The sequence below is a fragment of the Pseudomonas xanthosomatis genome, from assembly GCF_019139835.1.
GTDB classification, from domain to species: domain Bacteria; phylum Pseudomonadota; class Gammaproteobacteria; order Pseudomonadales; family Pseudomonadaceae; genus Aquipseudomonas; species Aquipseudomonas fakonensis.
On the sequence record NZ_CP077075.1, the window covers coordinates 3086303 to 3106256 of the forward strand.

The 19954-nt window shown below is 65.7% G+C and carries 21 protein-coding genes and 1 pseudogene; 5 read left to right on the forward strand and 17 right to left on the reverse strand.

Annotated features, from left to right (window positions below; genetic code table 11):
• Positions 1-41 precede the first annotated feature (41 nt).
• The 6 genes from KSS93_RS13740 to KSS93_RS13765 all read right to left on the reverse strand — a co-directional run bounded on the left by KSS93_RS13740 (position 42) and on the right by KSS93_RS13765 (position 7577).
• Positions 42-1283, reverse strand: coding sequence for an OprD family porin (locus KSS93_RS13740; protein ID WP_217884574.1), 1242 nt, complete (start codon positions 1281-1283; stop codon positions 42-44).
• A gap of 148 nt (positions 1284-1431) precedes the next feature.
• Positions 1432-3156, reverse strand: coding sequence for an acetyl/propionyl/methylcrotonyl-CoA carboxylase subunit alpha (locus KSS93_RS13745; protein ID WP_217884575.1), 1725 nt, complete (start codon positions 3154-3156; stop codon positions 1432-1434).
• Entirely contained in the window at positions 3153-4751 is a 1599-nt protein-coding gene (locus tag KSS93_RS13750; RefSeq protein WP_217884576.1) for a 5-oxoprolinase subunit B/C family protein, read from the reverse strand. Before KSS93_RS13750 ends, KSS93_RS13745 begins: the two co-directional genes overlap by 4 nt.
• A gap of 9 nt (positions 4752-4760) precedes the next feature.
• Positions 4761-5555, reverse strand: a complete 795-nt coding sequence (locus KSS93_RS13755) for a putative hydro-lyase (RefSeq protein ID WP_217884577.1) — start codon at positions 5553-5555, stop codon at positions 4761-4763.
• Positions 5552-6322 (reverse strand): LamB/YcsF family protein, encoded by a 771-nt coding sequence (locus tag KSS93_RS13760; RefSeq protein ID WP_217884578.1) that lies wholly within the window; start codon positions 6320-6322, stop codon positions 5552-5554. Before KSS93_RS13760 ends, KSS93_RS13755 begins: the two co-directional genes overlap by 4 nt.
• A 22-nt stretch (positions 6323-6344) precedes the next feature.
• Positions 6345-7577 carry an NRAMP family divalent metal transporter gene (locus KSS93_RS13765; protein WP_217884579.1) on the reverse strand — a complete coding sequence of 411 codons (1233 nt, stop codon included), beginning with the start codon at positions 7575-7577 and terminating at the stop codon, positions 6345-6347.
• Positions 7578-7830: 253 nt separating this feature from the next.
• Between KSS93_RS13765 and KSS93_RS13770 the strand changes: the two genes are divergently transcribed.
• Positions 7831-8496, forward strand: coding sequence for a GntR family transcriptional regulator (locus KSS93_RS13770; RefSeq protein WP_217843005.1), 666 nt, complete (start codon positions 7831-7833; stop codon positions 8494-8496).
• Between the two features lie 162 nt (positions 8497-8658).
• Here KSS93_RS13770 and KSS93_RS13775 read toward each other — a convergent pair whose 3' ends face one another.
• Both KSS93_RS13775 and KSS93_RS13780 read right to left on the reverse strand, forming a co-directional pair.
• Complete coding sequence (locus KSS93_RS13775; RefSeq protein ID WP_217843006.1) at positions 8659-8844, reverse strand: hypothetical protein; 186 nt, start codon at positions 8842-8844, stop codon at positions 8659-8661.
• A gap of 258 nt (positions 8845-9102) precedes the next feature.
• A pseudogene (locus KSS93_RS13780) lies at positions 9103-9283 on the reverse strand (hypothetical protein); the annotation flags it as partial.
• Positions 9284-9543: 260 nt separating this feature from the next.
• Between KSS93_RS13780 and KSS93_RS13785 the strand changes: the two are divergent.
• Positions 9544-9897 carry an SH3 domain-containing protein gene (locus tag KSS93_RS13785; protein WP_217884580.1) on the forward strand — a complete coding sequence of 118 codons (354 nt, stop codon included), beginning with the start codon at positions 9544-9546 and terminating at the stop codon, positions 9895-9897.
• Here the strand turns inward: KSS93_RS13785 and KSS93_RS13790 are convergent.
• Entirely contained in the window at positions 9874-10449 is a 576-nt protein-coding gene (locus KSS93_RS13790) for a cysteine hydrolase family protein (protein ID WP_217884581.1), read from the reverse strand. The two genes, KSS93_RS13785 and KSS93_RS13790, sit on opposite strands and share 24 nt — an antisense overlap.
• Positions 10450-11408: 959 nt before the next feature.
• On the opposite strand from KSS93_RS13790, the gene KSS93_RS13795 reads away from it, so the two are divergent.
• Positions 11409-11600: a hypothetical protein gene (locus KSS93_RS13795; protein WP_217843010.1), complete on the forward strand. Its 192-nt coding sequence runs from the start codon at positions 11409-11411 to the stop codon at positions 11598-11600.
• 133 nt (positions 11601-11733) lie between these two features.
• Here the strand turns inward: KSS93_RS13795 and KSS93_RS13800 are convergent, their stop codons facing one another.
• Entirely contained in the window at positions 11734-12639 is a 906-nt protein-coding gene (locus tag KSS93_RS13800; protein ID WP_217884582.1) for a LysR family transcriptional regulator, read from the reverse strand.
• Between the two features lie 98 nt (positions 12640-12737).
• Between KSS93_RS13800 and KSS93_RS13805 the strand changes: the two genes are divergently transcribed.
• Complete coding sequence (locus tag KSS93_RS13805; RefSeq protein ID WP_217884583.1) at positions 12738-13499, forward strand: sulfite exporter TauE/SafE family protein; 762 nt, start codon at positions 12738-12740, stop codon at positions 13497-13499.
• Here KSS93_RS13805 and KSS93_RS13810 read toward each other — a convergent pair whose 3' ends face one another.
• The 6 genes from KSS93_RS13810 to KSS93_RS13835 all read right to left on the reverse strand — a co-directional run bounded on the left by KSS93_RS13810 (position 13500) and on the right by KSS93_RS13835 (position 18496).
• Positions 13500-14912, reverse strand: a complete 1413-nt coding sequence (locus KSS93_RS13810) for a GGDEF domain-containing protein (protein WP_217888732.1) — start codon at positions 14910-14912, stop codon at positions 13500-13502. It abuts the gene before it with no gap.
• Between the two features lie 202 nt (positions 14913-15114).
• Positions 15115-16944 carry an SLC13 family permease gene (locus tag KSS93_RS13815; protein ID WP_217884584.1) on the reverse strand — a complete coding sequence of 610 codons (1830 nt, stop codon included), beginning with the start codon at positions 16942-16944 and terminating at the stop codon, positions 15115-15117.
• A 180-nt stretch (positions 16945-17124) separates the two neighbouring features.
• Complete coding sequence (locus KSS93_RS13820; protein WP_217843014.1) at positions 17125-17517, reverse strand: glycine zipper domain-containing protein; 393 nt, start codon at positions 17515-17517, stop codon at positions 17125-17127.
• 73 nt (positions 17518-17590) lie between these two features.
• Positions 17591-17773 (reverse strand): hypothetical protein, encoded by a 183-nt coding sequence (locus KSS93_RS13825; RefSeq protein ID WP_217884585.1) that lies wholly within the window; start codon positions 17771-17773, stop codon positions 17591-17593.
• A 167-nt stretch (positions 17774-17940) separates the two neighbouring features.
• Positions 17941-18081, reverse strand: coding sequence for a hypothetical protein (locus tag KSS93_RS13830; protein WP_217884586.1), 141 nt, complete (start codon positions 18079-18081; stop codon positions 17941-17943).
• A 118-nt stretch (positions 18082-18199) separates the two neighbouring features.
• Positions 18200-18496, reverse strand: coding sequence for an RcnB family protein (locus tag KSS93_RS13835; RefSeq protein ID WP_217884587.1), 297 nt, complete (start codon positions 18494-18496; stop codon positions 18200-18202).
• Positions 18497-18613: 117 nt separating this feature from the next.
• Between KSS93_RS13835 and KSS93_RS13840 the strand changes: the two genes are divergently transcribed.
• Positions 18614-18964, forward strand: a complete 351-nt coding sequence (locus KSS93_RS13840) for a hypothetical protein (protein ID WP_217884588.1) — start codon at positions 18614-18616, stop codon at positions 18962-18964.
• 214 nt (positions 18965-19178) lie between these two features.
• On the opposite strand, the gene KSS93_RS13845 is transcribed toward KSS93_RS13840, so the two are convergent.
• The gene (locus KSS93_RS13845) at positions 19179-19946 is read right to left on the reverse strand and encodes an SDR family oxidoreductase (RefSeq protein ID WP_217884589.1); all 768 of its coding nucleotides are present in this window, start codon (positions 19944-19946) and stop codon (positions 19179-19181) included.
• Positions 19947-19954 lie beyond the last annotated feature (8 nt).

The following is a 19954-nucleotide window of genomic DNA, read 5'->3' on the forward strand; positions in this document are numbered from 1 at the left end:
ACAAGGCCGCTCCTGCAGGTAGGCGGCGGCTCGGCCGAGCCTTACCAAAGCCCCCACGTATAACTCACGATCAACCGCGTCTCATCCAGGTCGTTGCCGAAGTTCGAGCGCACCGTGGCATTTCGCAGCTTCACCCCAAGGTTCTTCAACGCACCGGTCTGCACCACATAGCCGATATCGGTATTGCGCTCCCATTCCTTGCCGCCATGCCCGCCACCCACCTGCGCATTGTCACCGCTGACATAGCGGGTCATGAAGGTCAGCCCAGGCACGCCCAAGGCCGCGAAGTTGTAGTCATAACGCAGCTGCCACGAACGCTCATCGATATTGGCAAAGTCGTTGATCTGCACGAAGTTGACCAGGTACGGGTCGCTGTTGGCGATGTAGGGGAAGGGGTCGTCACCGCTCATGCGCTGGTAGGCAGCGGTGAACATATGGCCGCCCAGGGTGTAGGCCACCTGGCCGTTGGCCGAGCGGTTGTCGAGCGGGCGAAAGTTGCCGTCCTCGCGGCTTTTGGCATAGCGCAGGTCGAATTTCAGCGACTGCTGCGCGGCCAGCGGCAACTCGTACACCACGCCGCCGAAAACCTGCTGGTAGACGTCCTCCAGGTTGCCATAGAACAGGCTGGTGCTGAGCCCCTTGCCGAAGCTGTAGGTGCCGCCGGCAAAGCGAAAATCATCGCTAACCCCGCCGATGCGGTTGCCGGTGAAGTCCTGGTAGTTGGTCGAGCTGTTGAATTTGATCTGCTGCAGCTTGCCCACCTGCAACGCCAGGTTGTCGATGTCGCTGGAGGTGACCATGGCGCCTTCGAAGGTGGACGGCAGCAGGCGGGTGTCGTTGCTTTGTGCCACCGGGTTGCGAAACGCCAGCGAGCCGACTTTCAGCACGGTTTGCGACACCTTCGCCTTGGCGGTCAGCGCAAGCTTGGCGTATTCGCGCTGCGAGCCCTGGCCGTTGTTGGCACTGAGGTCGGCCGGCAGCAGGCCGGTACCGCCCGAGCCATCGCCGCCGTCGAGCTTGAAGCCGTACATGCCCAAGGCATCGAGGCCCAAACCGACGGCGCCTTCGGTATAGCCGGAGGTGAACCGCAGCATCGCCCCTTGTGCCCATTCGGCAGCCGAGTCGCGCTGCGCGGTGGGCGGGCCGTTACGAAAATCGCGGTTGAAGTAGAAGTTGCGCAGCTCCACCGCAGCGGTGCTGTCGGCGATGAAATCCGCCGAGGCCGCCAGGGGGAACAACAGTGCGCAGGAACCGAGTGTTGCAAGGGTCTTGTTTGACGACATGCCTGGCATGCTCCGTAGTGGCAGGAGGGTCGATGAACGTTGTTGTTATGCGTGCAACAGCGGCCGAAACGGTGAATTCCGGCGACACGCGGCCCCTCAGGCCCGAAGGCCCGAGTGCGCGTGGTGGTTCAGGGTGTAGCGGGGTGTATCAGTCGATGCGGCCGATGCTGGCGCGTGCCTCGAAGTAATTGCCGGTTTGCCCGGCAATGCTCAGGGTGCCGGCGCGCGGGGCCAGCACCGAGGTTTCCATCTTCATCGCTTCCATCACCGCGATGACTTGCCCGGCGTCTACCTTGGCGCCGTCCTCGACCACCCAGGTGTGCAGGTTGCCGGCCACCGGGGTGAGCACGGCGTTCTCATCCACCGCTTCGGCAGCGGGTTCTGCTGCGGGCGCCGCGCCGGTGAGGCTGATGCCGGCCAGCAGGGCGGCCGGCAGGCCCAGTGCGTGGCGCTTGCCGTCGATCTCGACGAAAGTGCGCAGCACGCCCGGGTCTTGCTGGGCGGCGCTGCGCGGGGCGATGGTCACTTGCCCGGCGAAGTCGGTCTCGATCCAGCGGGTGTGCACGGCAAAGGTGTCGTCGGCGGTGAAGTCGGCGTGGTCCATCACTGCGCAGTGGAACGGCAGCACGGTGGCCACACCCTCCACGCGGAACTCGGCCAGGGCGCGGCGGGCGCGGCGGATGGCCTGCTCGCGGGTGGCGCCGGTAACGATCAGCTTGGCGATCATCGAGTCGAAGTTCGGCGATACCCGCGAACCTTCGACCACGCCGGTGTCCAGGCGCACGCCGGGGCCGCTGGGCGGGCGAAAGCCCTCGATGCTGCCCGGGGTCGGCAGGAAGCCGTTGCCGGCGTCCTCGGCGTTGATGCGGAACTCGAAGCTGTGCCCGCGTGGGGTTGGGGTGCCCTCGAACGACAAAGGCAGGCCATCGGCCACGCGCAGTTGCTCGATGACCAGGTCCACGCCGCTGGTTTCTTCGGTGACCGGGTGCTCCACCTGCAGGCGGGTGTTCACCTCGAGGAACGACAGCGTGCCGTCGGCACTGAGCAGAAACTCCACGGTACCGGCGCCCACGTAGCCGGCTTCGGCGCAGATGTCACGGGCCGAGTCGTGGATGCGCTGGCGCAGGGCGTCGTCCAGATACGGCGCCGGGGCCTCCTCGATGAGCTTCTGGTTGCGCCGCTGCAGCGAGCAGTCGCGGGTGCCGACCACCACCACCCGGCCATGGCGGTCGGCGATGATCTGCGCCTCGATATGCCGTGGCCGATCGAGGAAGCGCTCGACGAAGCACTCGCCACGGCCAAAGGCGGTGACCGCTTCACGCACGGCGGACTCGTACAGGTCGCTGACCTCATCGAGCTGCCAGGCCACCTTCAGGCCGCGGCCACCGCCACCGAAGGCGGCCTTGATGGCGATCGGCAGGCCATGCTGCTCGGCGAAGGCCAGCACTTCACTGGCGCCCTTGACCGGGTCTTCGGTGCCGGCCACCAGCGGTGCGCCGACTTTCAAGGCGATGCGCCGCGCCTGCACCTTGTCGCCCAAGGCGTCGATGGTGGCAGGGTCCGGGCCGATCCAGGTCAGGCCGGCGGCCTGCACGGCGCGGGCGAAGTCGGCGCGCTCGGACAAGAAGCCATAGCCCGGGTGCACCGCGTCGGCGCCGCAGCGGGCGGCCACGGCCAGCAGCTTGTCGATGTTCAGGTAGCTGTCGGCGGGGCGCTGGCCGTTCAGGGCGTAGGCTTCGTCGGCCATGCGCACGTGCAGGGCATCGATGTCGGCGTCGGCGTACACCGCCACGCTGGCGACGCCGTAGTCACGGCAGGCACGGGCGATACGCACGGCGATTTCGCCGCGGTTGGCAATCAGGACCTTTTTCATCGGGCAGCAATCTCGTTGGAAGGGGCAGGCCGCACGGGCTCGAAGGCGCCCAGCGGGTTGAAGCGGATACGGGCATTGACCGGGATTTGCCCGGCCAGGTCCAGGTGGTGCGGCGCCACCACGCCGATCACCGGGTAGCCGCCGGTCAGCGGGTGGTCGGCCAAGAACAGCACCGGCTGGCCGCTGGGCGGCACCTGGATGGCGCCGACGGTGGTGCCTTCGCTGGGCAGCTCGCCGTCGATGGCGCGTTGCAGCGCCTGTTCACCGGCAAGGCGGATGCCGATGCGGTTGGACTGCGGCGTCACCTGCCAGGTCTGCTCGGCGAGCAGGGCCTGGGCCTCAGGGGTGAACCAGTCGCTGCGCGGGCCCATCACCACATCCAGGGTGATGACCTGGTCGCGCCCTGGCATGTCGAACGCCGGTTGCTCGTCGAGCGAGACCGCAGCGCCGCCGATGCGCGGGTTGAAGCCCAGGCGCTGGCCTGCGGCCAGCGGCGCCGGGCCGACCTGGGCCAGGGTGTCGGTGGCCAGGCTGCCGAGCACCGGGGCGTGATCGAAGCCGCCACGCACCGCCAGGTAGTTGCGCAGGCCTGCGCTGGGGGTGTGGATGCTCACCTGGTCGCCGTCCTGCAAGATGAAAGGCGTGTACAGGGCAGGGCGCAACAGTTGGCCGTTGGCGCTGCGCACCTCTACCTGGGCTGTGGCGCCAGTGACGGCGGCCACGGTTTGGCCGTGGCAGGTGAAGCTCAAACCGCCCATCAGCACTTCCAGGCAGGCGCTGCCGGCGTCGTTGCCGACCGCGCGGTTGGCGGCGCGCAGGGCGCTGCGGTCCATGGCGCCGGAGGCCGACACCCCTTGCCCGGCGCGGCCAGGGCGGCCGAGGTCCTGCAGCAGGGTCTGCAAGCCTGGGGAGTGGATTTCCAGGCAGTTGTGTTTGGTCACTTGCGGGCGCTCAGGTACCGCTACCGACACACGCTGCTCCGCGGCCGGGCCTGCATCGACGAAGCGCACCCGGTAGCCCGGTTGCAGCAGGGCAGGCTCGTCGCGCTCCAGGTCCCACATGCGCGTACCGGTGATGCCGATGATCTGCCAGCCACCGGGGCTGGCCTGCGGGTAGATGCCGCTGAAGCCGCCGGCCAGGGCCACGGCACCGGCCGGGATGCGCGTGCGCGGCGTGCTGCGCCGTGGCACCACAAAGCCGGCGCCGCCGCTCAGGTAGGCAAAGCCCGGGGCAAAGCCGCAAAAGGCCACGCTGTATTCGCTGGCGGTGTGGCGGCGGATCACCTCGTCGATGCCGATGCTCAGGGCCTGGGCCACGTCGGCCAGGTCTTCACCGTTGTAATGCACCGGGATTTCGATGAGCTTGCCGGCCTGGCGCTGGCGGGCGCTGATGTCGCGCGCGGCGACTTGCGCTGCCAGCGCCTCGCGGCTGATGAAGCTTGGGCGAAAGTGCAGCAGCAAGGTGCGTGCGGCGGGCACGATCTCTTGTACGCCAGCGATGGGCGCCTGTTGCAGCGCATCGAACAGGGCGAGGGTCTCGTCCAGGTCGGCGAGCTCCACCAGCAATGCATCCAGGCTGACCGGATAGAAATGCATGGGCCTCTCCTACACGTGGTATTGGCTGTCAGGCACGTCGGTGATGAACATGTGCCCCGGCGCGTGGGAAATCGCGAACGGCACCTTCGAAGCCATCACCACCGATTGCGGGGTCACGCCGCAGGCCCAGAACACCGGGATTTCGCCCGGCTTGATGCTGACTGGGTCGCCGAAGTCCGGCTTGGCGATGTCGGCGATGCCCAGCAGGCCGGGCTCGCCGACATGCACCGGGGCGCCGTGCACGCCGGGGTAGCGCGCGGTGATGCGTGCGGCATCGGCCACCCGTTCGGCCGGCACCGGGCGCATCGACACCACCATGTTGCCTTGCAGGCGGCCGGCCGGGCGGCAGGCGCGGTTGCTGCGGTACATCGGCACGTTGCAGCCTTCGCTGATGTGGCGCACGTCGATGCCGGCCTCGAGCAGGTCATTCTCGAAGGTGAAGCTGCAACCGATCAGGAAGCTCACCAGGTCGTCGTGCTCGGCCCACAGGGCGCGCACATCGCTGACTTCTTCAGCCAGCTGGCCGTCGCGCCACACCCGGTACAGCGGCAGGTCGCTGCGCAGGTCGGCATCGGCGGCGAGAAAGGTGCTGTACTCGCCAGGCTCGGTTACATCCAGCACCGGGCAGGCCTGGGGGTTGCGCTGGGCGAACAGCAGAAAGTCATAGGCCCACTCGCGGGGCAGGCAGATCATGTTGCACTGGGTCAGGCCGGGGGCGTGGCCGGCGGTGGGCGACACCAGCCCTGCACGGTAACGGGCACGGGCGGCAGCGGCGGCTTCGCGGGCTTGCTGGAACGGGTTCATGGGCGGGCTCCGGTGAAGGCGCGCAGGGTGGTGCCGGCTTCGAGCAGGCGGCTTTTGACGGTACGGGCGATGCCGACCGCGTCGGGGCTGTCGCCATGCACGCAGATCGAATCGGCCTGCAGCTGGATCAACTGGCCGTCTTCGGCTTCGATCACGCCGTCACGTACCAGGCGCAGCATGCGCTGGGCAATCAGCTCGACATCGTGCAGCACGGCCCCCGGGCGGTTGCGCGACACCAGGGTGCCTTGCGCGGTGTAGGCGCGGTCGGCGAAGGCTTCGGCCACGCAGGCAAGGCCGGCCTCGGTGGCCCAGCCGATCAGCGGCGAGTTGGCCAGGCACACCAGCTTCAGCTGCGGGTCGATGCGCAGCACGGCCTGGATCACCGCCGCTGCCTGTACCGGGTCCTGGGCAATGGTGTTGTACAGCGCGCCATGGGGTTTTACGTAGCGCACCTCGGTGCCTGCGCTGCGCGCCAGGCCCTGCAGCGCGCCGATCTGGTAGATCACGTCGGCGGTCAGCTGCGCCGCCGGCACCGCCATGTTGCGCCGGCCGAAGCCGACCAGGTCGGGGTAGGACACATGGGCACCGACAGCCACGCCGCGGGCGGCGGCGGCCTCCAGGGTGCCGAGGATCCCGGCCGGGTCGCCGGCATGGAAGCCGCAGGCCACGTTGGCGCTGGTGACGATGTCGAGCATCGCGGCATCGTCGCCCATGCTCCAGGCGCCGAAGTTTTCGCCGAGGTCGCTGTTAAGGTCGATGGCAGGCATGAAAAAGTTCTCCGTGGCAGTCTCAGGCTGCGTTGATGAAGGCGAAGATGGCGCCGGCGGACTTGTACGCCATGTACCACGACAGGGCACAGGTGAGCACGCCCAGTACCAGCAACCAGCGCGGGTAGTGGTAGCCGTCCATGAGGTCGGAACGGCGCCAGCCGACGTACATGAAGATGCTCAGGCCCAGCGGCAGGATCAGACCGTTGAAGCCGCCGGCAAACACCAGCAGGGCAGCGGGCGGCTTGCCTGCTGTCAGGTATACGGCGACCGCCACCAGAATGAAACCGACGGTGGCCAGGTGGCGGGTGCGCTCGGTGATGCGGCTGGAGAATACCGTGATGAACGACATCGAGGTGTACGAGGCGCCGATCACGCTGCTGATACCTGCCGCCCACAGCACCAGGCCGAACACCATCAGCCCGGCTTCACCGGCGGCGGCGCCGAAGGCTTGCGCGGCCGGGTTGGCGCCCTGGCCGGACACATCGATGACCACGCCACTGGCGACCACGCCCAGAATCGCCAGAAACAGCACGTAGCGGGCGACGCCGGTGACCAGGATGCCGCTGAGTGCGGCCTTGGACACCACATCGATGTTCTCCACCCCCACGGTGCCTTTGTCCAGCAGGCGGTGCGCACCGGCGTAGGTGATGTAGCCGCCGACGGTGCCGCCGACGATGGTGGTGATTGCGGCGAAGTCGACGAAGTCCGGCCATACCGCCTGGCGCAGGGCTTCGCCCAGGGGCGGGTGGGTGGAGCAGGCGGCGAAGATGATCAGGCCGACTTTCAGGGTGCCGAGCACGATCATGATGCGGTCCATGGCCACCCCTGCGCGGTGCGACGAAAAAATGCCGATGGCCACCAGTGCGCTCAAGGCTCCACCCCATTTGGGGTCCAGGCCGATCAGGGCGTTCAGCCCAAGGCCGGCCCCGGCGATGTTGCCCAGGCTGAACACCAGGCCACCGAAAATCACCAGCACGGCCAGCACATAACCCGAGCCTGGGATGGCGGTGTTGGCGAGGTCGGCGGCGCGCATGCGGGTGAGGGTGACGATGCGCCACACGTTCAGTTGCACGACGAAGTCGATCAGGATCGAGGCGAGGATACCGAAGGCGAACGCGGCGCCCAGGGTGGCGGTGAAGGTGGCGGTCTGGGTCAGAAAGCCCGGGCCGATGGCCGAGGTGGCCATCATGAAGATCGCGGCGATCAGGGATGAACGCCGGGCCTTGCTGAACTCTAAAGCGGTCTGTGTCACGGCAGCATTCCTACAATGAGAGATAACTGCGCTGAGCAAGGGCTATGCCATGTTTCACAAAAATCGAGCAATGTGAGGGTTTATAGGGCTTGGATTGTTGAACAATCTATAGCTAATGAATGAGCATAATGCTCCAGATTGTTACACTTCAACTCACCCGTGCTACCTGATGGAGCACTCGGGGCCCCAGGTGCTTGCCTAGTACACGGCACTCGGGGAACATCCACGCGGTCACCTTCACTCTGGATCGCACATGAACGACACCGCAGCCTCCACCCCGCGTACCTTGGGCGAGTCCATCACCCAGGACATTCGCCGCATGCTGGTGGAGGGGGAGCTGGTACCGGGGCAGCGCCTGTCCGAGGCGGCCCTGGCCGAGACGCTGCAGATTTCCCGTAACACCCTGCGCGAAGCCTTCCGCGTGCTGACCCGCGAAGGGCTGCTCAAGCACGAGCCCAACCGTGGCGTTACCGTGGCCGAGCCGGACATGGCCTCGATCATCGACATCTATCGGGTACGCCGTTTCATCGAGTGCAAGGCCATTGCCCAGGGCTTCCCGCTGCACCCGGGCACGCTGAACATGCGCCAGGCCGTGGACGCGGGCATGCAGGCCCGGGAGGCCAAGGATTGGGTCGGGGTGGGCACCGCCAACATGCTGTTCCATCGCGCCATCGTCGAGCTGGCCGACAGCCCGCGGCTGCTGGTGTTCTACGGGCAGATCTCGGCCGAGCTGCGCCTGGCCTTCGGCGTGCTCAACGACCCTGAGTTTTTGCACCTGCCTTACCTGGACATGAACGCGGCGATCTTGCGTTGCGTCGAGGAGGGGCGCTCGGAGGATGCGACGCGAATGCTGGAGGGGTATCTGGTGCAGTCGGAGCGGATTGTGCTGGCAGCGTATGAGCGGCGGGTGAAGCGCTGAGGGTGGCTGGCCTGCACCAGCCTCATCGCCGGCAAGCCGGCTCCTACAGGGGGCGCATAACCCTCAGGGCTGCGCTGTACCTGTAGAAGCCGGCTTGTCGGCGATAAGGCCGGTACAGGCGGCACAAAACTGCTGCTCGCACAGCAACCGGCACGGTACCGGTCACTGCAACGTAGGCGGCACCAGCGCCAACGGCAGCCCCGCGAGCGCTTGTTCTATATGGGTAATCAATGTCGCCAGCTGATCGGCTTTGTCCTGTTGCCCCTGGGCATCCAGGGTTGCCAGTTGCTGGCGCAGGTTGAGCAGGTGTTTTTGCAAGGCGAGGGCGGAGGTCTGGAACTGTTCCATGTCGGTCTCTTACTGGTGGGCATCCGTGCCGTTGTAGGAAAGCAGGCAAGTTATCAGCTCAATCCCTACGTAAATACTGATTATTCATACATATTCGGCGAAATACTCACCAAGTCCTACGTCATTTTCAGACCATTCCTACGTGTCGAGGTGATTTAGCAGTCGCCTAGTCAGTCTGTACCAAGGCTGCCGCCCCTATCAGCAAAAGGCTGCAGCCCGATACGCGATGCTTGGCGTATGTAGGAAGGCTTGAATCCTTCAGACATTTTCTGTTGCAAATACCCTAGGGGGATCGGCATCCACCACCGCCTTGACGAACGCCCCCGGGTGCTTCCTGGGGCAGGTTGTGGCCAATGCTACCGCTGACCAGGCGGTAGTCGTACTTGCCGGTAAAGCGCTTGGCATAGGCCTCGGCGGGTGGATGTGGTGCGCCGTTGGCTTGCGAGGCGGCGGCCATCGCAGCCAGCGGCAGCAGGGTGCAGGCGAACATGGTGCATCTCCTTGGCGGAGCCATCGGTGCGGGTTTATGGCGCTTATTCAAGGAGATGGCTGTATCGGCTGTGTGCCCTGGCAGCGGTTATCTGGCACTGCTGTGTATCACCGCACATTCCGTACACACTTTGTTACTTGGCGGCCCGATGTGCGTGAATGGCCACGGCTCTGGTAGCATCGGCGCTTTTTGCGGCCAGGGAGAGGCCTGTGAAATACGTCGTCATCGAATCGCACCGCAGTGAATACCCGCATCCCATCAGCTTTGCCGTGGGCACCGTGCTGGATATCGGCCATCGCTACGAGGGCGAGGAGCACTGGCAGGACTGGTACCTGTGCAGTTGCCCCGGGCAGGCGCCCGGCTGGGTGCCGGCGCAGGTCATCGAAGGGCTTGGGGTGGGCCAGGGCAGGGCGCGGGAAGCTTATTGCGCCCACGAGCTGGATATCGACCCTGGGCAGCAGGTCGAAGGGCTGCGGCCGTTGAACGGCTGGCTGTGGTGCCGGCGCCTGCGCAACGGCGAGCTGGGCTGGCTGCCGCAGTCAAAGCTGCGCCTGGTGGGCTGAGGCCAGCACCTCGTTGCTGTCCAGAACACGTGCGTAGTCCATGGCCAGGTTGCTCAGCGCCAGGCTGTGCACCGCTTCGGCCGGCCACATGCGCCCCTGGCGGTCCTGCAGGTCGAAGGTGTAGCAGGCGTCGGCCACCACCACCGTGTCGAAGCCAAGATTGCCAGCGCTGCGCGCAGTCGATTCCACCGAGTTGTTGGTGATCACCCCGACAATCACCAGTTCGCCGATGCCCCGCACATGCAGCCAGCGCTCCAGGCCCGACTGGCAGAACGCATCGGGCACATGCTTTTCAAACACCGCTTCGCTGCCCAGCGGCGTGAATGCCGGCTGGAACTCGCAGCCGGCCTGGCCGGGCCAGAATACCGAGCCCGGGTCGCGCGAAATGTGCCGTACATGCACTACCGGGCGGCTGCTCAGGCGCCAGGCGGCCAGCAGTTCACCCATGCGCAGTTCGGCCTCGGGGTTGTTGCGCGGGCCGAGGCGCGGGTGGTTGATACCGGCTTGCATGTCGATGATCAGCAGGGCGGCGTTGGCGGCGAACTGGGTCATGGGAATTGGCTCCGGGTGCTTGGGGGCTCATTTGATTCGAATGGCTGCCCTAAGGCCAGCCGCTCACGCGGCTTCAGGCGATTTTGCCTTGCAGCGGGGCGGCTGACAGGCATCTGATATGCTTTTTTTGCTCGAAGCTGAATCTGTAACCGTATCAGCCTGGCGCCGATAATGGTGCCAGGCCCAGCCATGCGAAGCGGCGTGCTGGGCAAGCTGCGCCGCTAGCGGCCAGCCTTCGCCGTTCAGCCATCACACTGTAGAGGTTCCGATGGGCAAGCTTGCGCTGTTTCTGGGTGGTTTTCTGTTCCTGACAATTCTGATCGGCTTGCTGGGGACCATCCCGCCGGGCTGAAATGCAAATTTTTAGCGGCCGGTGCAGGAGCAACTGTCTTGTGCTGGCTGTGCTGGCCTCATCACCGGCAAGCCGGCTCCTACAGGTTCAGCGCAGATTCGAAGCTGTGCGATCTCTATAGAAGATTACCCAGCCCTGCAGGCTGCGCTGTCGCGCAGAGAACTAGTCTCGCAGATGTACCGCGGCCCCTGTGGGAAGCGGCCTTGTGTCGCGATGGGCTGCGCAGCAGCCCCGGCAATTTTGCATGAGGCTGAGACCTTGGGGCCGCTTCGCGCCCCATCGCGACACAAGGCCGCTTCCCACGGGAAACTTGTTAAATCAATGAGTTGTAGTTTGTTCTATGAGAGCGGCTTTAGCCGCGAACACCGACGCAGCTGGTGCCAGGCACAGCGTGACCGTTTGGTCACTTCGCCGTGCCGTGCGCTGGACATTTCCTGCAAATTGGCCTCCATCCCCCGCCATACTGGCCTCTGGCCTGCTTTCACTACCGCTGGGCAGGCGGTAGCTGCAAGTCATTCTCAAGCCCAAGGTGCTCGTGTAATCTCCGGCCCCCATCAACGGGGCCCGGAAACGCGGGCCGTCCCCTGCCTTGGAGTCGATCAACACTATGGAATGCAAGAAAGGCACTGCAGCGATGCTGGAGTGGCGCAGTCGTTTTCTCGGAGAAGGCATCCTGCAGGAAGAAGACTACGACCAGGCGTTGCGACGTGCCGAAGAGCTCGAGCATTCCGGAGTCATCAGCACCAGCGAGTGGGTCGAGTTGGTCCGGCTGGCCAACGCCGCCTTGTTGCGCCTGTAAAAATTCCTGCAAGCCTTGAAGAAACTGTCCACAAAAAACGTGGGTAGGTCTGTGGATAAAACGCTACAGGCCAGTATTTACAGGCTCTCTGTCAGATTGAGTAGAAATTGAGCAGCCTTGCCCAGGGCTGCCATCACCCCCTCGGCCTGCCGTCGCGCAGGGCCTGCAGCAGCTCGCGCACCCGCGCGGGCACATCCCCTGCGGGGTACACCGCATGCATCTGCGGGTCCTGCCCGGTACTCGACGTCAGGCGGTAATCGGGGCACACCCGCACCAACCGCCCGGCCTTTACCTCAGGCTCCGCCAGCCAGTCGGCCAGGCGGGCGATACCGGCGCCGGCCAGGGTGCCTTGCAGCACCGCCACCCCCGAACCCAGGCGCAGCCGTGGCTGTGGCCGCAGGCTGGTGATGCGCCCTTCACGGCAGAAGTGCCAGGCCTTGAGGATGCGCGGTGCGGTGTGCAGGATCAGCGCATGTTCATGCAATGCCTCGATACCTTGCGGCGTACCTTCGCGGGCCAGGTATTCGGGGCTTGCGTACAGGTGTCGGCGATAGGCCCACAGCGGGTAGCCGATCAACTCGCTTGACTGGGCGAAAGCGCCGCGAATGACGAAGTCGAAACGCCCTTGCAGCGGGTCGAGGGCCTGATCGCTGTATTGCACATCCAGGGTGATCTGCCGGTGGCGCCGGGAGAATTCGGCCAGTACCTGCGGCAGCACGCGGCTGGCCAGCACCTCGGGGGCCGCCAGGCGTATCCAGCCCTGGGCGTTGCCGGTCAGGGCCGCCAGCTCGTCGGCGGCATCGCGTTGCACATCCAGCAAGCGTTCGGCGTGGGGCAACAGCCGCTCGCCGGCTTCGGTCAGCGTCACGGCGTTGGCGTTGCGGTTGAACAGCCTGGCTCCGCTGTTATCTTCCAGCGCCTGTACTGCGCGGGTCACGGCGCTGGGCGAGCGGCCCAGGGCGCGGGCGGCGGTGACGAAGCTGCGCTTGTGCGCAACGCTGACGAAGGCTTGTATCTCGCGCAACATGTCCAGGGCCATGGCGGTTCCTTATTGCAGTTTTTGCAATGTGGCATTTCAACATAAATGCCGCGCTTTGATTAGTCTGGCCGCCTGTTCACCGCTGCCCGGACCCGACCATGATGGATATCGCCCTGCTTTCGCTGTTCGCTTTTGCCGCCGGCCTGATAGACGCCGCTGTTGGCGGCGGCGGGCTGATCCAGATCCCGGCGCTGTTCAACGTGCTGCCCACGGCGCAGCCGGCAGCATTGCTGGGCAGCAACAAGTTGGCTTCGGTGTGCGGCACAAGCTTTGCGGCGCGCTCGTTCATCCGCAAGGTCAAGCTGGATTGGGGGTTGATCGTGCCAGCGGCGCTCAGCGCCTTCGTCATGTCGTTCTTCGGCGCGGCCACGGTGTCGCTGGTGCCGGCCAGCGTGATGCGCCCCATGGTGCTGGCGATGATCGTGCTGATGGCGGTGTACACCTTCTGCAAGAAGGACTTCGGCACCTTGCACAAGCCCACCGTCATTGGCCGGCGCGAGCAGTGCCTGGCGGTGCTGATCGGCGGCGCCATCGGTTTTTATGACGGCCTGTTCGGGCCGGGCACCGGCAGCTTTTTGATCTTTCTGTTTATCCGCTTCTTCGCCCTGGACTTCCTGCATGCCTCGGCTTCGGCCAAGCTGGTCAACATTGCCACCAACCTGGCGGCACTGGTGTTTTTCATCCCGTCGGGCAACGTGCTGTGGGCCATCGCCCTGCCGATGGCGGTGTTCAACATCCTCGGGGCGTTGACCGGCACCTGGCTTGCGGTGCGCAAGGGAGCGGGGTTCGTGCGCGGGTTGTTCCTGGTGCTGCTGTGCGTGCTGATCGCCAAGCTCAGCTGGGACTTGCTGGTGGCCTGATCAGACCCGCTGACGGTAAGGCTCGGCCTGCTCGATGCGGTTGCGGCCCTGGGCCTTGGCGCGGTACAGCGCCTGGTCGGCCTCGGCCAGCAGCACATCGAGGCTGGGGGCGGCGGCGTCGAAGGCGCAGCCGGCCAGGCCGATGCTCACGGTAATCTGCACCTGCACGCCGGCCTCGCTGAAGGGCAGGTCCTGCACCGCGCGGCGCAGGCGTTCGGCGGTGAACCGGGCAAGTTCCGGGGCAAGGCCGGGCACGACAATGGCGAATTCTTCACCGCCCAGGCGGGCGAACAGTTCGCCTTCGTGCAACTGCTCCTGCACGGTCAGGGCGAACTGGCGCAGCACCTGGTCGCCCACGGCATGGCCATGCTGGTCGTTGATCAGCTTGAAGTGGTCGATGTCCAGCATCATCAGGGTCAGCGGCTGTTGCTGACGGGTATCGAGCAAGGCGTTGGCGCGGCGGGTGAAGGCGCTGCGGGTGAGGGCGCCGGTGAGGTGGTCGACGGTCGCCTGGTGGGCCAGGCGCGCCATCAGGCTGCGGTTGGCATGGCTGACGCAAGCCACCACCAGCGGCCCGAGCACCAGCATGGCGATGCCCAGGCGCGCCGACATCAGGGTGGTCACCCCCGGTTCGCTTTGCGGCACGCTGAAGTGCATGAGGTTTTGCGCCACGGCCACGATCAGCGTGCTGCCGGCGGTCAGGGTCAGCAGAGAAACCAGAAACGGCGAATAGCTCAGCGCGCACCACAGCAGCGCGGCGATGGGGAAGGCGATGGCGCCCGGCCCGCCAAACGCGATGCTCAGCCCCAGCGAGGCCAGCAATACCAGCAGCGGCGCCAGGCGCACTGGCTGGCTGGTGTTGCGGCTGAAGGCGCGGGGCGAGGGTGCGGTCAGCAGTAGCGGCAGCACCAGCACGCTGGTGGAGAACTGCTCGCTGAACCAGGCCAGCCAGGTGGCGCGCAGCGACTGCTCGAACCATGGCGCTGCCATAACGCAAGCCAGGGTGGCGGCGACCATGCCTCCGGCTGCGCAGGCGCCGAACAGGGTCAGGGTGCCGTGGGGCGTGCGCAGGCGCCGGTGGATGCGCGGCAGGCGCGCCATCAGGTACCAGATGGTGACGATGGCGCCCAGGTTGCACAGGTTGAACCACAAGGCCGGTGGCCAGGCGCTGCCGGTGGCAAGGTCCGCCACTACCATGCCCAGGTACACCAGCATGAAACCAGGCGCAGTGGCCAGGCGCGGGTTGCGCAGCAGCACGCCGGCCAGCACGGCATTGACTGGCCAGAACAGCGAGAGGGATTCGATCGGCCGGGCGAGGATGCCGGCCAGGGTCAGGGCGAGGGTCAGGCCGAACAGGGCCGCAACAGGCAACAGGCGTGACGAGGCTGGAAACACCATGGATTCGACCGGCAGGCGAGGATGAAATCCAGGAAAACGACTACAGGCACCTGGGACGATGGTCTGGAAGTGTGTTGCAAGTCGGCGATTGATGTCAATTCGCCTGAACACCCGCAACCCAGACCAGGCGCGGTCCCTGTAGGAGCCGGCTTGCCGGCGATGAGGCCAGTACGGGCAGCACAAGGCAGGTCAGGCCCTATCGCCGGCAAGCCGGCTCCTACAGTCCGAACACCCAAGGCACCATCACCACGGTCACCAGCATCACCAGCAGGGTAAAGGGTACGCCGACCTTGACGAAGTCGCCGAAACGGTACTGCCCCGGCCCCAGCACCAGGGTGTTGACCGGCGAGGACACCGGGGTCATGAACGCCGCCGAGGCTGCCAGGGCCACGGTCATGGCGAACGGGTAGGGTGACATCCCCAACTGCTGCGCGGTACTGATTGCCACCGGCGCCATCAGCACGGCGGTGGCGGTGTTGGAGATGAACAACCCGATCACCGCCGTCAGGGCGAACAGGCAGGCCAGCATTGCCGCCGGCCCGGCGCCGCCCAGCACACCGACCAGCGCGCCGACCGCAAGGTCGATGCCGCCGGTCTTCTGCAGCGCCAGGGCGAACGGCAGCATGCCCACGATCAGCACCAGGCTCTGCCAGTGGATGGCGCGGTAGGCGCTGTTCATGTCGATGCAGCGCCCGGCGCCCATCAGCAGGCAGCCGACCAGCGCAGCGATCACATTCGGCACCAGGCCGCTGACCATCAGCCCCACCATCACCGCCAGGCTCAGCAGGGCCAATGGCGCTTTGGTGCGCGCCGGGGCCACCTGGTCGATCTCGGCCGGCAGGCTCAGCACCAGGAAGTCGCGGGGCTTGGTTTGCAGCTGGCGCACGGCCTTCCACGGGCCTACCACCAGCAGGGTGTCGCCCAGGCGCAGCTTTTCTTCCACCAGTTGCTCTTCGATGGCCAGCTGGTCGCGGCGCAGGCCTACCACGTTGAGGTCGTAGCGAGAGCGGAAGGCTAGCTCCAGGATGCTCTTGCCGATCAGCTGCGAGCCCGGCGGCAGCGACACTTCGGCCATGCCCAGCTCCTGCGACTGGTCGATGAAGTAGGCGGCCTTGAAGTGCAGCGGCTCCAGTTGCATGGTCTGGCACAGGCTGCGCAAATCGTCGCGGTTGGCGAACAGGTCAAGCAGCAATACATCGCCCTGTTGCAGCAGGGTGGCGGAATCGGCGGTGATCACCCGGGTGGTGAACTTGTGCTGGCGCTCGATGCCGATCACGTTGGCGCCATGCCGGGTGCGCAACTCAAGCTCGCCGAGGGTGTGGCCGATCAGCGGCGAACCCGGGCGGATGCGCAGGCGCCGTTCGCGGCCGTTTAGCTTGTAGTCCAGCACCAGGTCCAGCAGGGTGCGCCGGGTTTCCCCGCGGCCATCCTTGCGCACCTCGCCGTTGAGCCAGTGGCGGGTCAGCAGCATGTAGCCGATGCCCAGCACCAGCACCACCAGGCCGAACGGGGTGAAGCTGAAAAAGCTGAAACCTGTGTGGCCGTGGCGCACCAGTTCGCTGTGCACCACCACGTTGGGCGGGGTGGCCACCAGGCTGAGCATGCCGCTGATCAGGCCGGCGAAGCTCAGCGGCATCATCAGCCGGCTGGGCGAGATGTTCAGGCGTGCGGCGATGCTCAGCACCACCGGGATGAATATCGCCACCACGCCGGTGGAGCTCATCACCGAGCCCAGCCCTGCCACCGCAACCATCAGCAGCACTAGCAGGCGCGCTTCACTGTTGCCGGCGCGTTCGCTCATCCACTCACCGATGCGCAGGGCAATGCCGGTGCGCACCAGGCCTTCGCCGATCACGAACAGGGCGGCGATCAGCACCACGTTGGGGTCGCTGAAGCCGGCCAGGGCCTGCTCCACGGTGAGGATGCCGGACAGCGGCAGGGTGACGATCACCAGCAGGGCGACTACGTCCATGCGCGGGCGGTTGATGATGAACAAGGTGATGACGGCGGCCAGCAGGCCAAGGACCCAGAGCAACTCATGGTTCATGGGGAGGGGTGTTCCTTCACACGGGGCACGGTCAGGCAGTGGCACCAGTGTGGCAGCTCGGGCGGCAGGCGTCGTTGATGTGCTGCAATGTTTTTGTCGGGCGCAAAACGATCGCGGGGCAAGCCCGCTCTCACAAGGTATGTGGGAGCGGGCTTGCCCCGCGATCAGGAGGGTGCGCGATCAGTGGCGGTGGCGGCGTTTCTTGTGCTTGCTGCCGTCGTTGTCACCCATGTGGTTGCCCAGCGCACCACCGGCTGCGCCGCCCAGGCCCGCGCCGATGGTCGAGCCGGTGGAGCCGCCCATCTTGCCGCCGAGGTAGGAGCCGCCCGCCGAACCCAGGCCGCCGCCAATGGCCGCCTCGGCGCGGTTGCCCTTGCGCGCGCCGACGGCGCTGCCGGCCGCGCCACCCAGGCCTGCGCCGATCACGCCGCCAGTGCTGCCGCCGAGCTGTTTGCCGACCACGTTGCCCAGGGCGCCGCCCAGGCCGCCGCCGATCGCTGCGGTGCCGTCACCGGCGAAGGCACCCTGGCACAGCAGCAGGCCAAGGGCGAGGGAGGGCAGAGTCAGACGCATGTTGTGAACCTCAGAGCAATCAATAGGGAAGCTGCCGCGTTAGCGGCGGCCAGTCAGGGATTGGAAAGACGCTTCAGCGGTGATAGCGGTCACGGTACTGGCGGTTGTCATCGTCACGGTCGCGGTCGTAGCGCTGGTGATGGCGGTGATCGCCGTCGCGCCAGCCACGGTCATCGTCGTGATAATGGTGGTGGTAACAGCCGCCGAGCGACAGCAGGGTAGCGACCAGCGACAGGCTGGCAATACGCGAAAGCATGAGATAGGTCCTTGATCAGCAAGGGTTTACCGGGCACATCCTGAGACCAGGCCGGTTCGATTTGGTTCTTTGCGGCGCAAAATTTTTGCACCGCAAAAAGCCTCGGCCAGGTGAATAGTGGGTATTGGGCAGGGGGCGTGGGAGCGGGTTTGCCCCGCGATGGCGCCTCAGCGCCGGTAGTAGCCGTGGTGGTAGTAAGGGTGGCCCCAGCCGTGCCAGCCATGGTCGTGGTGATAGGGGTAGTAGACACAGCCACCCAGGCTCAGCAGGGCAGCGACCAGCGAAACGCAAAACACGCGCTTGATCATGATTGGGTCCTTGAACGGTAAGGGATTACCGGACACTTCATCAGACCAGGCGGGTTCGATGTGGTTCTTCACAGGGCCTGGTTTCGCCGCCCAGGCGATGGGCGGCGTGGCGCGAGTTTCAGCTGGCGGGGTGGATGGCCAACACTACGCCATTGGTGGTCTGCACCAGCACGTAGTGCTCGCCCATGCGCACCCAGTGGCTTTCTTTTTCGGGTGCCGGCAAGCCCTTGGCCTGCCAGTCGCGCACGGCTTGGTCATCGCGCTTGTACTGGTCGGGCGCCTTGTCGCCGACCTTGAGTTCGCGGTTGTGGGTTTCCGGGGCTTGAATGCTTTCTTCGGCGGACGGGGCAGCGGTTGCCGCCATGGGCAGGGCGCTGGTGAGCAACAGGGCACAGAGCAGGGGACGAAGGTTCATGGTGGCTCCTTTGGTTTTCAAGGCTGTCCTGTTCTGCGACAGCGGCCCGGGCCTGACAATTCACTCTGTTACGCCGTGGTGCTAGAGTCGCTTTCTTTTTTACCCCGAGGATGGAACATGCGAGCGATTCTGCCGATGACCGTGGCACTGCTGTTGGTGGGCTGTGCGTCATCGACCATGGAGGCGGCCCGCAACGGCGAGCCCACCGCGCGCCTGGACTCGCACAAGACCCCGGATGTGGTCGCCCAGTGCATCCAGTTCAGCTGGCAGGAAGAGAGGGCCTTTGGCGTGGATGCCAGTGGCTACCTGGAGGCGCGCAAGGCGGGTGGGTTTACCGTGTATACCCGCGAAGCCGAGTCGTTCGTGGATGTGTACGCCCAGGCTGGCGGCACGCGGGTCGACTACTACGCGCAGAAGGACGACATGACCGCCCTGCGCCGCCGAGCGGCTGCGGCGACCTGCTTGTAACACTGTGGGAGCAACGGTCTCGGTTGTCTGTCCCGGCCTCATCGCCGGCGAGCCGGCTCCTACAGGTACAGCGTAGGCATTGAGGCTAATGCGATTCATGTGGGCGCGGGCTTGCCCCGCGATGAGGCCGTCACAGGCCACACAATACAAAGGCGCCGACGGTGAGTGGCGCCTGCCGCTCAGTTACACGCTGCAGGCGTTCAAGGGCTGAGGCTCAGGACAGAAAGCCGCCGTCCACATTGAGCGCAGTGCCGGTGGTGTAGCTGGACGCATCGCTGGCCAGGTACAGCACGGCGCCGGCCATCTCTTCGGGGGCGGCCACGCGCTTGAGCGGAATCTGCTGCAGCGCGGCGTTGAGGATGGCGTCGTTCTTCACCAGCGCCGAGGCGAACTTGGTGTCGGTCAGGCCCGGCAGCAGGGCGTTGCAGCGAATGCCGAACTGCGCGCACTCCTTGGCGAACACTTTGGTCATGTTGATGACTGCTGCCTTGGTCACCGAATAGATGCCCTGGAATAGCCCGGGGGAGACGCCATTGATCGAGGCCACGTTGATGATGCTGCCGCCGCCGTGCTCGCGCATCAGCTTGCCGGCCTCCACCGACATGAAGAAGTAGCCGCGGATATTCACGTCCACGGTCTTCTGGAAGGCGCCTGGGTCGGTGTCCAGCACGTTGCAGAACTGCGGGTTGGTGGCGGCGTTGTTGACCAGGATGTCGAGGCGGCCGAACTGCTCGCGGATGCCAGCGAACACCTGCTGGATCTGCTCCATCTCGCCGATGTGGCAGGCCACCGGGGTGGCCTTGCCGCCCGCGGCGATGATGGCCTCGGCCACTTGCTGGCAGCCTTCGAGCTTGCGGCTGGAGACGATCACATGGGCACCTTGCTGGGCCAGCAGGTGGGCGATGGCCTCGCCGATGCCGCGGCTGGCGCCGGAAACGAAGGCGACTTTGCCGTCGAGGTCGAACAGGTGGGTCTTGGACATGCCGGTTT

Bases quoted from the DNA above. Each gene is read 5' to 3' on its own strand.
- KSS93_RS13740 (WP_217884574.1), bottom strand. From the start codon at position 1,283: ATGTCGTCAAACAAGACCCTTGCAACACTCGGTTCCTGCGCACTGTTG.
- KSS93_RS13745 (WP_217884575.1), bottom strand. From the start codon at position 3,156: ATGAAAAAGGTCCTGATTGCCAACCGCGGCGAAATCGCCGTGCGTATC.
- KSS93_RS13750 (WP_217884576.1), bottom strand. From the start codon at position 4,751: ATGCATTTCTATCCGGTCAGCCTGGATGCATTGCTGGTGGAGCTCGCC.
- KSS93_RS13755 (WP_217884577.1), bottom strand. From the start codon at position 5,555: ATGAACCCGTTCCAGCAAGCCCGCGAAGCCGCCGCTGCCGCCCGTGCC.
- KSS93_RS13760 (WP_217884578.1), bottom strand. From the start codon at position 6,322: ATGCCTGCCATCGACCTTAACAGCGACCTCGGCGAAAACTTCGGCGCC.
- KSS93_RS13770 (WP_217843005.1), top strand. From the start codon at position 7,831: ATGAACGACACCGCAGCCTCCACCCCGCGTACCTTGGGCGAGTCCATC.
- KSS93_RS13775 (WP_217843006.1), bottom strand. From the start codon at position 8,844: ATGGAACAGTTCCAGACCTCCGCCCTCGCCTTGCAAAAACACCTGCTC.
- KSS93_RS13790 (WP_217884581.1), bottom strand. From the start codon at position 10,449: ATGACCCAGTTCGCCGCCAACGCCGCCCTGCTGATCATCGACATGCAA.
- KSS93_RS13795 (WP_217843010.1), top strand. From the start codon at position 11,409: ATGGAATGCAAGAAAGGCACTGCAGCGATGCTGGAGTGGCGCAGTCGT.
- KSS93_RS13800 (WP_217884582.1), bottom strand. From the start codon at position 12,639: ATGGCCCTGGACATGTTGCGCGAGATACAAGCCTTCGTCAGCGTTGCG.
- KSS93_RS13805 (WP_217884583.1), top strand. From the start codon at position 12,738: ATGATGGATATCGCCCTGCTTTCGCTGTTCGCTTTTGCCGCCGGCCTG.
- KSS93_RS13815 (WP_217884584.1), bottom strand. From the start codon at position 16,944: ATGAACCATGAGTTGCTCTGGGTCCTTGGCCTGCTGGCCGCCGTCATC.
- KSS93_RS13820 (WP_217843014.1), bottom strand. From the start codon at position 17,517: ATGCGTCTGACTCTGCCCTCCCTCGCCCTTGGCCTGCTGCTGTGCCAG.
- KSS93_RS13825 (WP_217884585.1), bottom strand. From the start codon at position 17,773: ATGCTTTCGCGTATTGCCAGCCTGTCGCTGGTCGCTACCCTGCTGTCG.
- KSS93_RS13830 (WP_217884586.1), bottom strand. From the start codon at position 18,081: ATGATCAAGCGCGTGTTTTGCGTTTCGCTGGTCGCTGCCCTGCTGAGC.
- KSS93_RS13835 (WP_217884587.1), bottom strand. From the start codon at position 18,496: ATGAACCTTCGTCCCCTGCTCTGTGCCCTGTTGCTCACCAGCGCCCTG.
- KSS93_RS13840 (WP_217884588.1), top strand. From the start codon at position 18,614: ATGCGAGCGATTCTGCCGATGACCGTGGCACTGCTGTTGGTGGGCTGT.
- KSS93_RS13845 (WP_217884589.1), bottom strand. From the start codon at position 19,946: ATGTCCAAGACCCACCTGTTCGACCTCGACGGCAAAGTCGCCTTCGTT.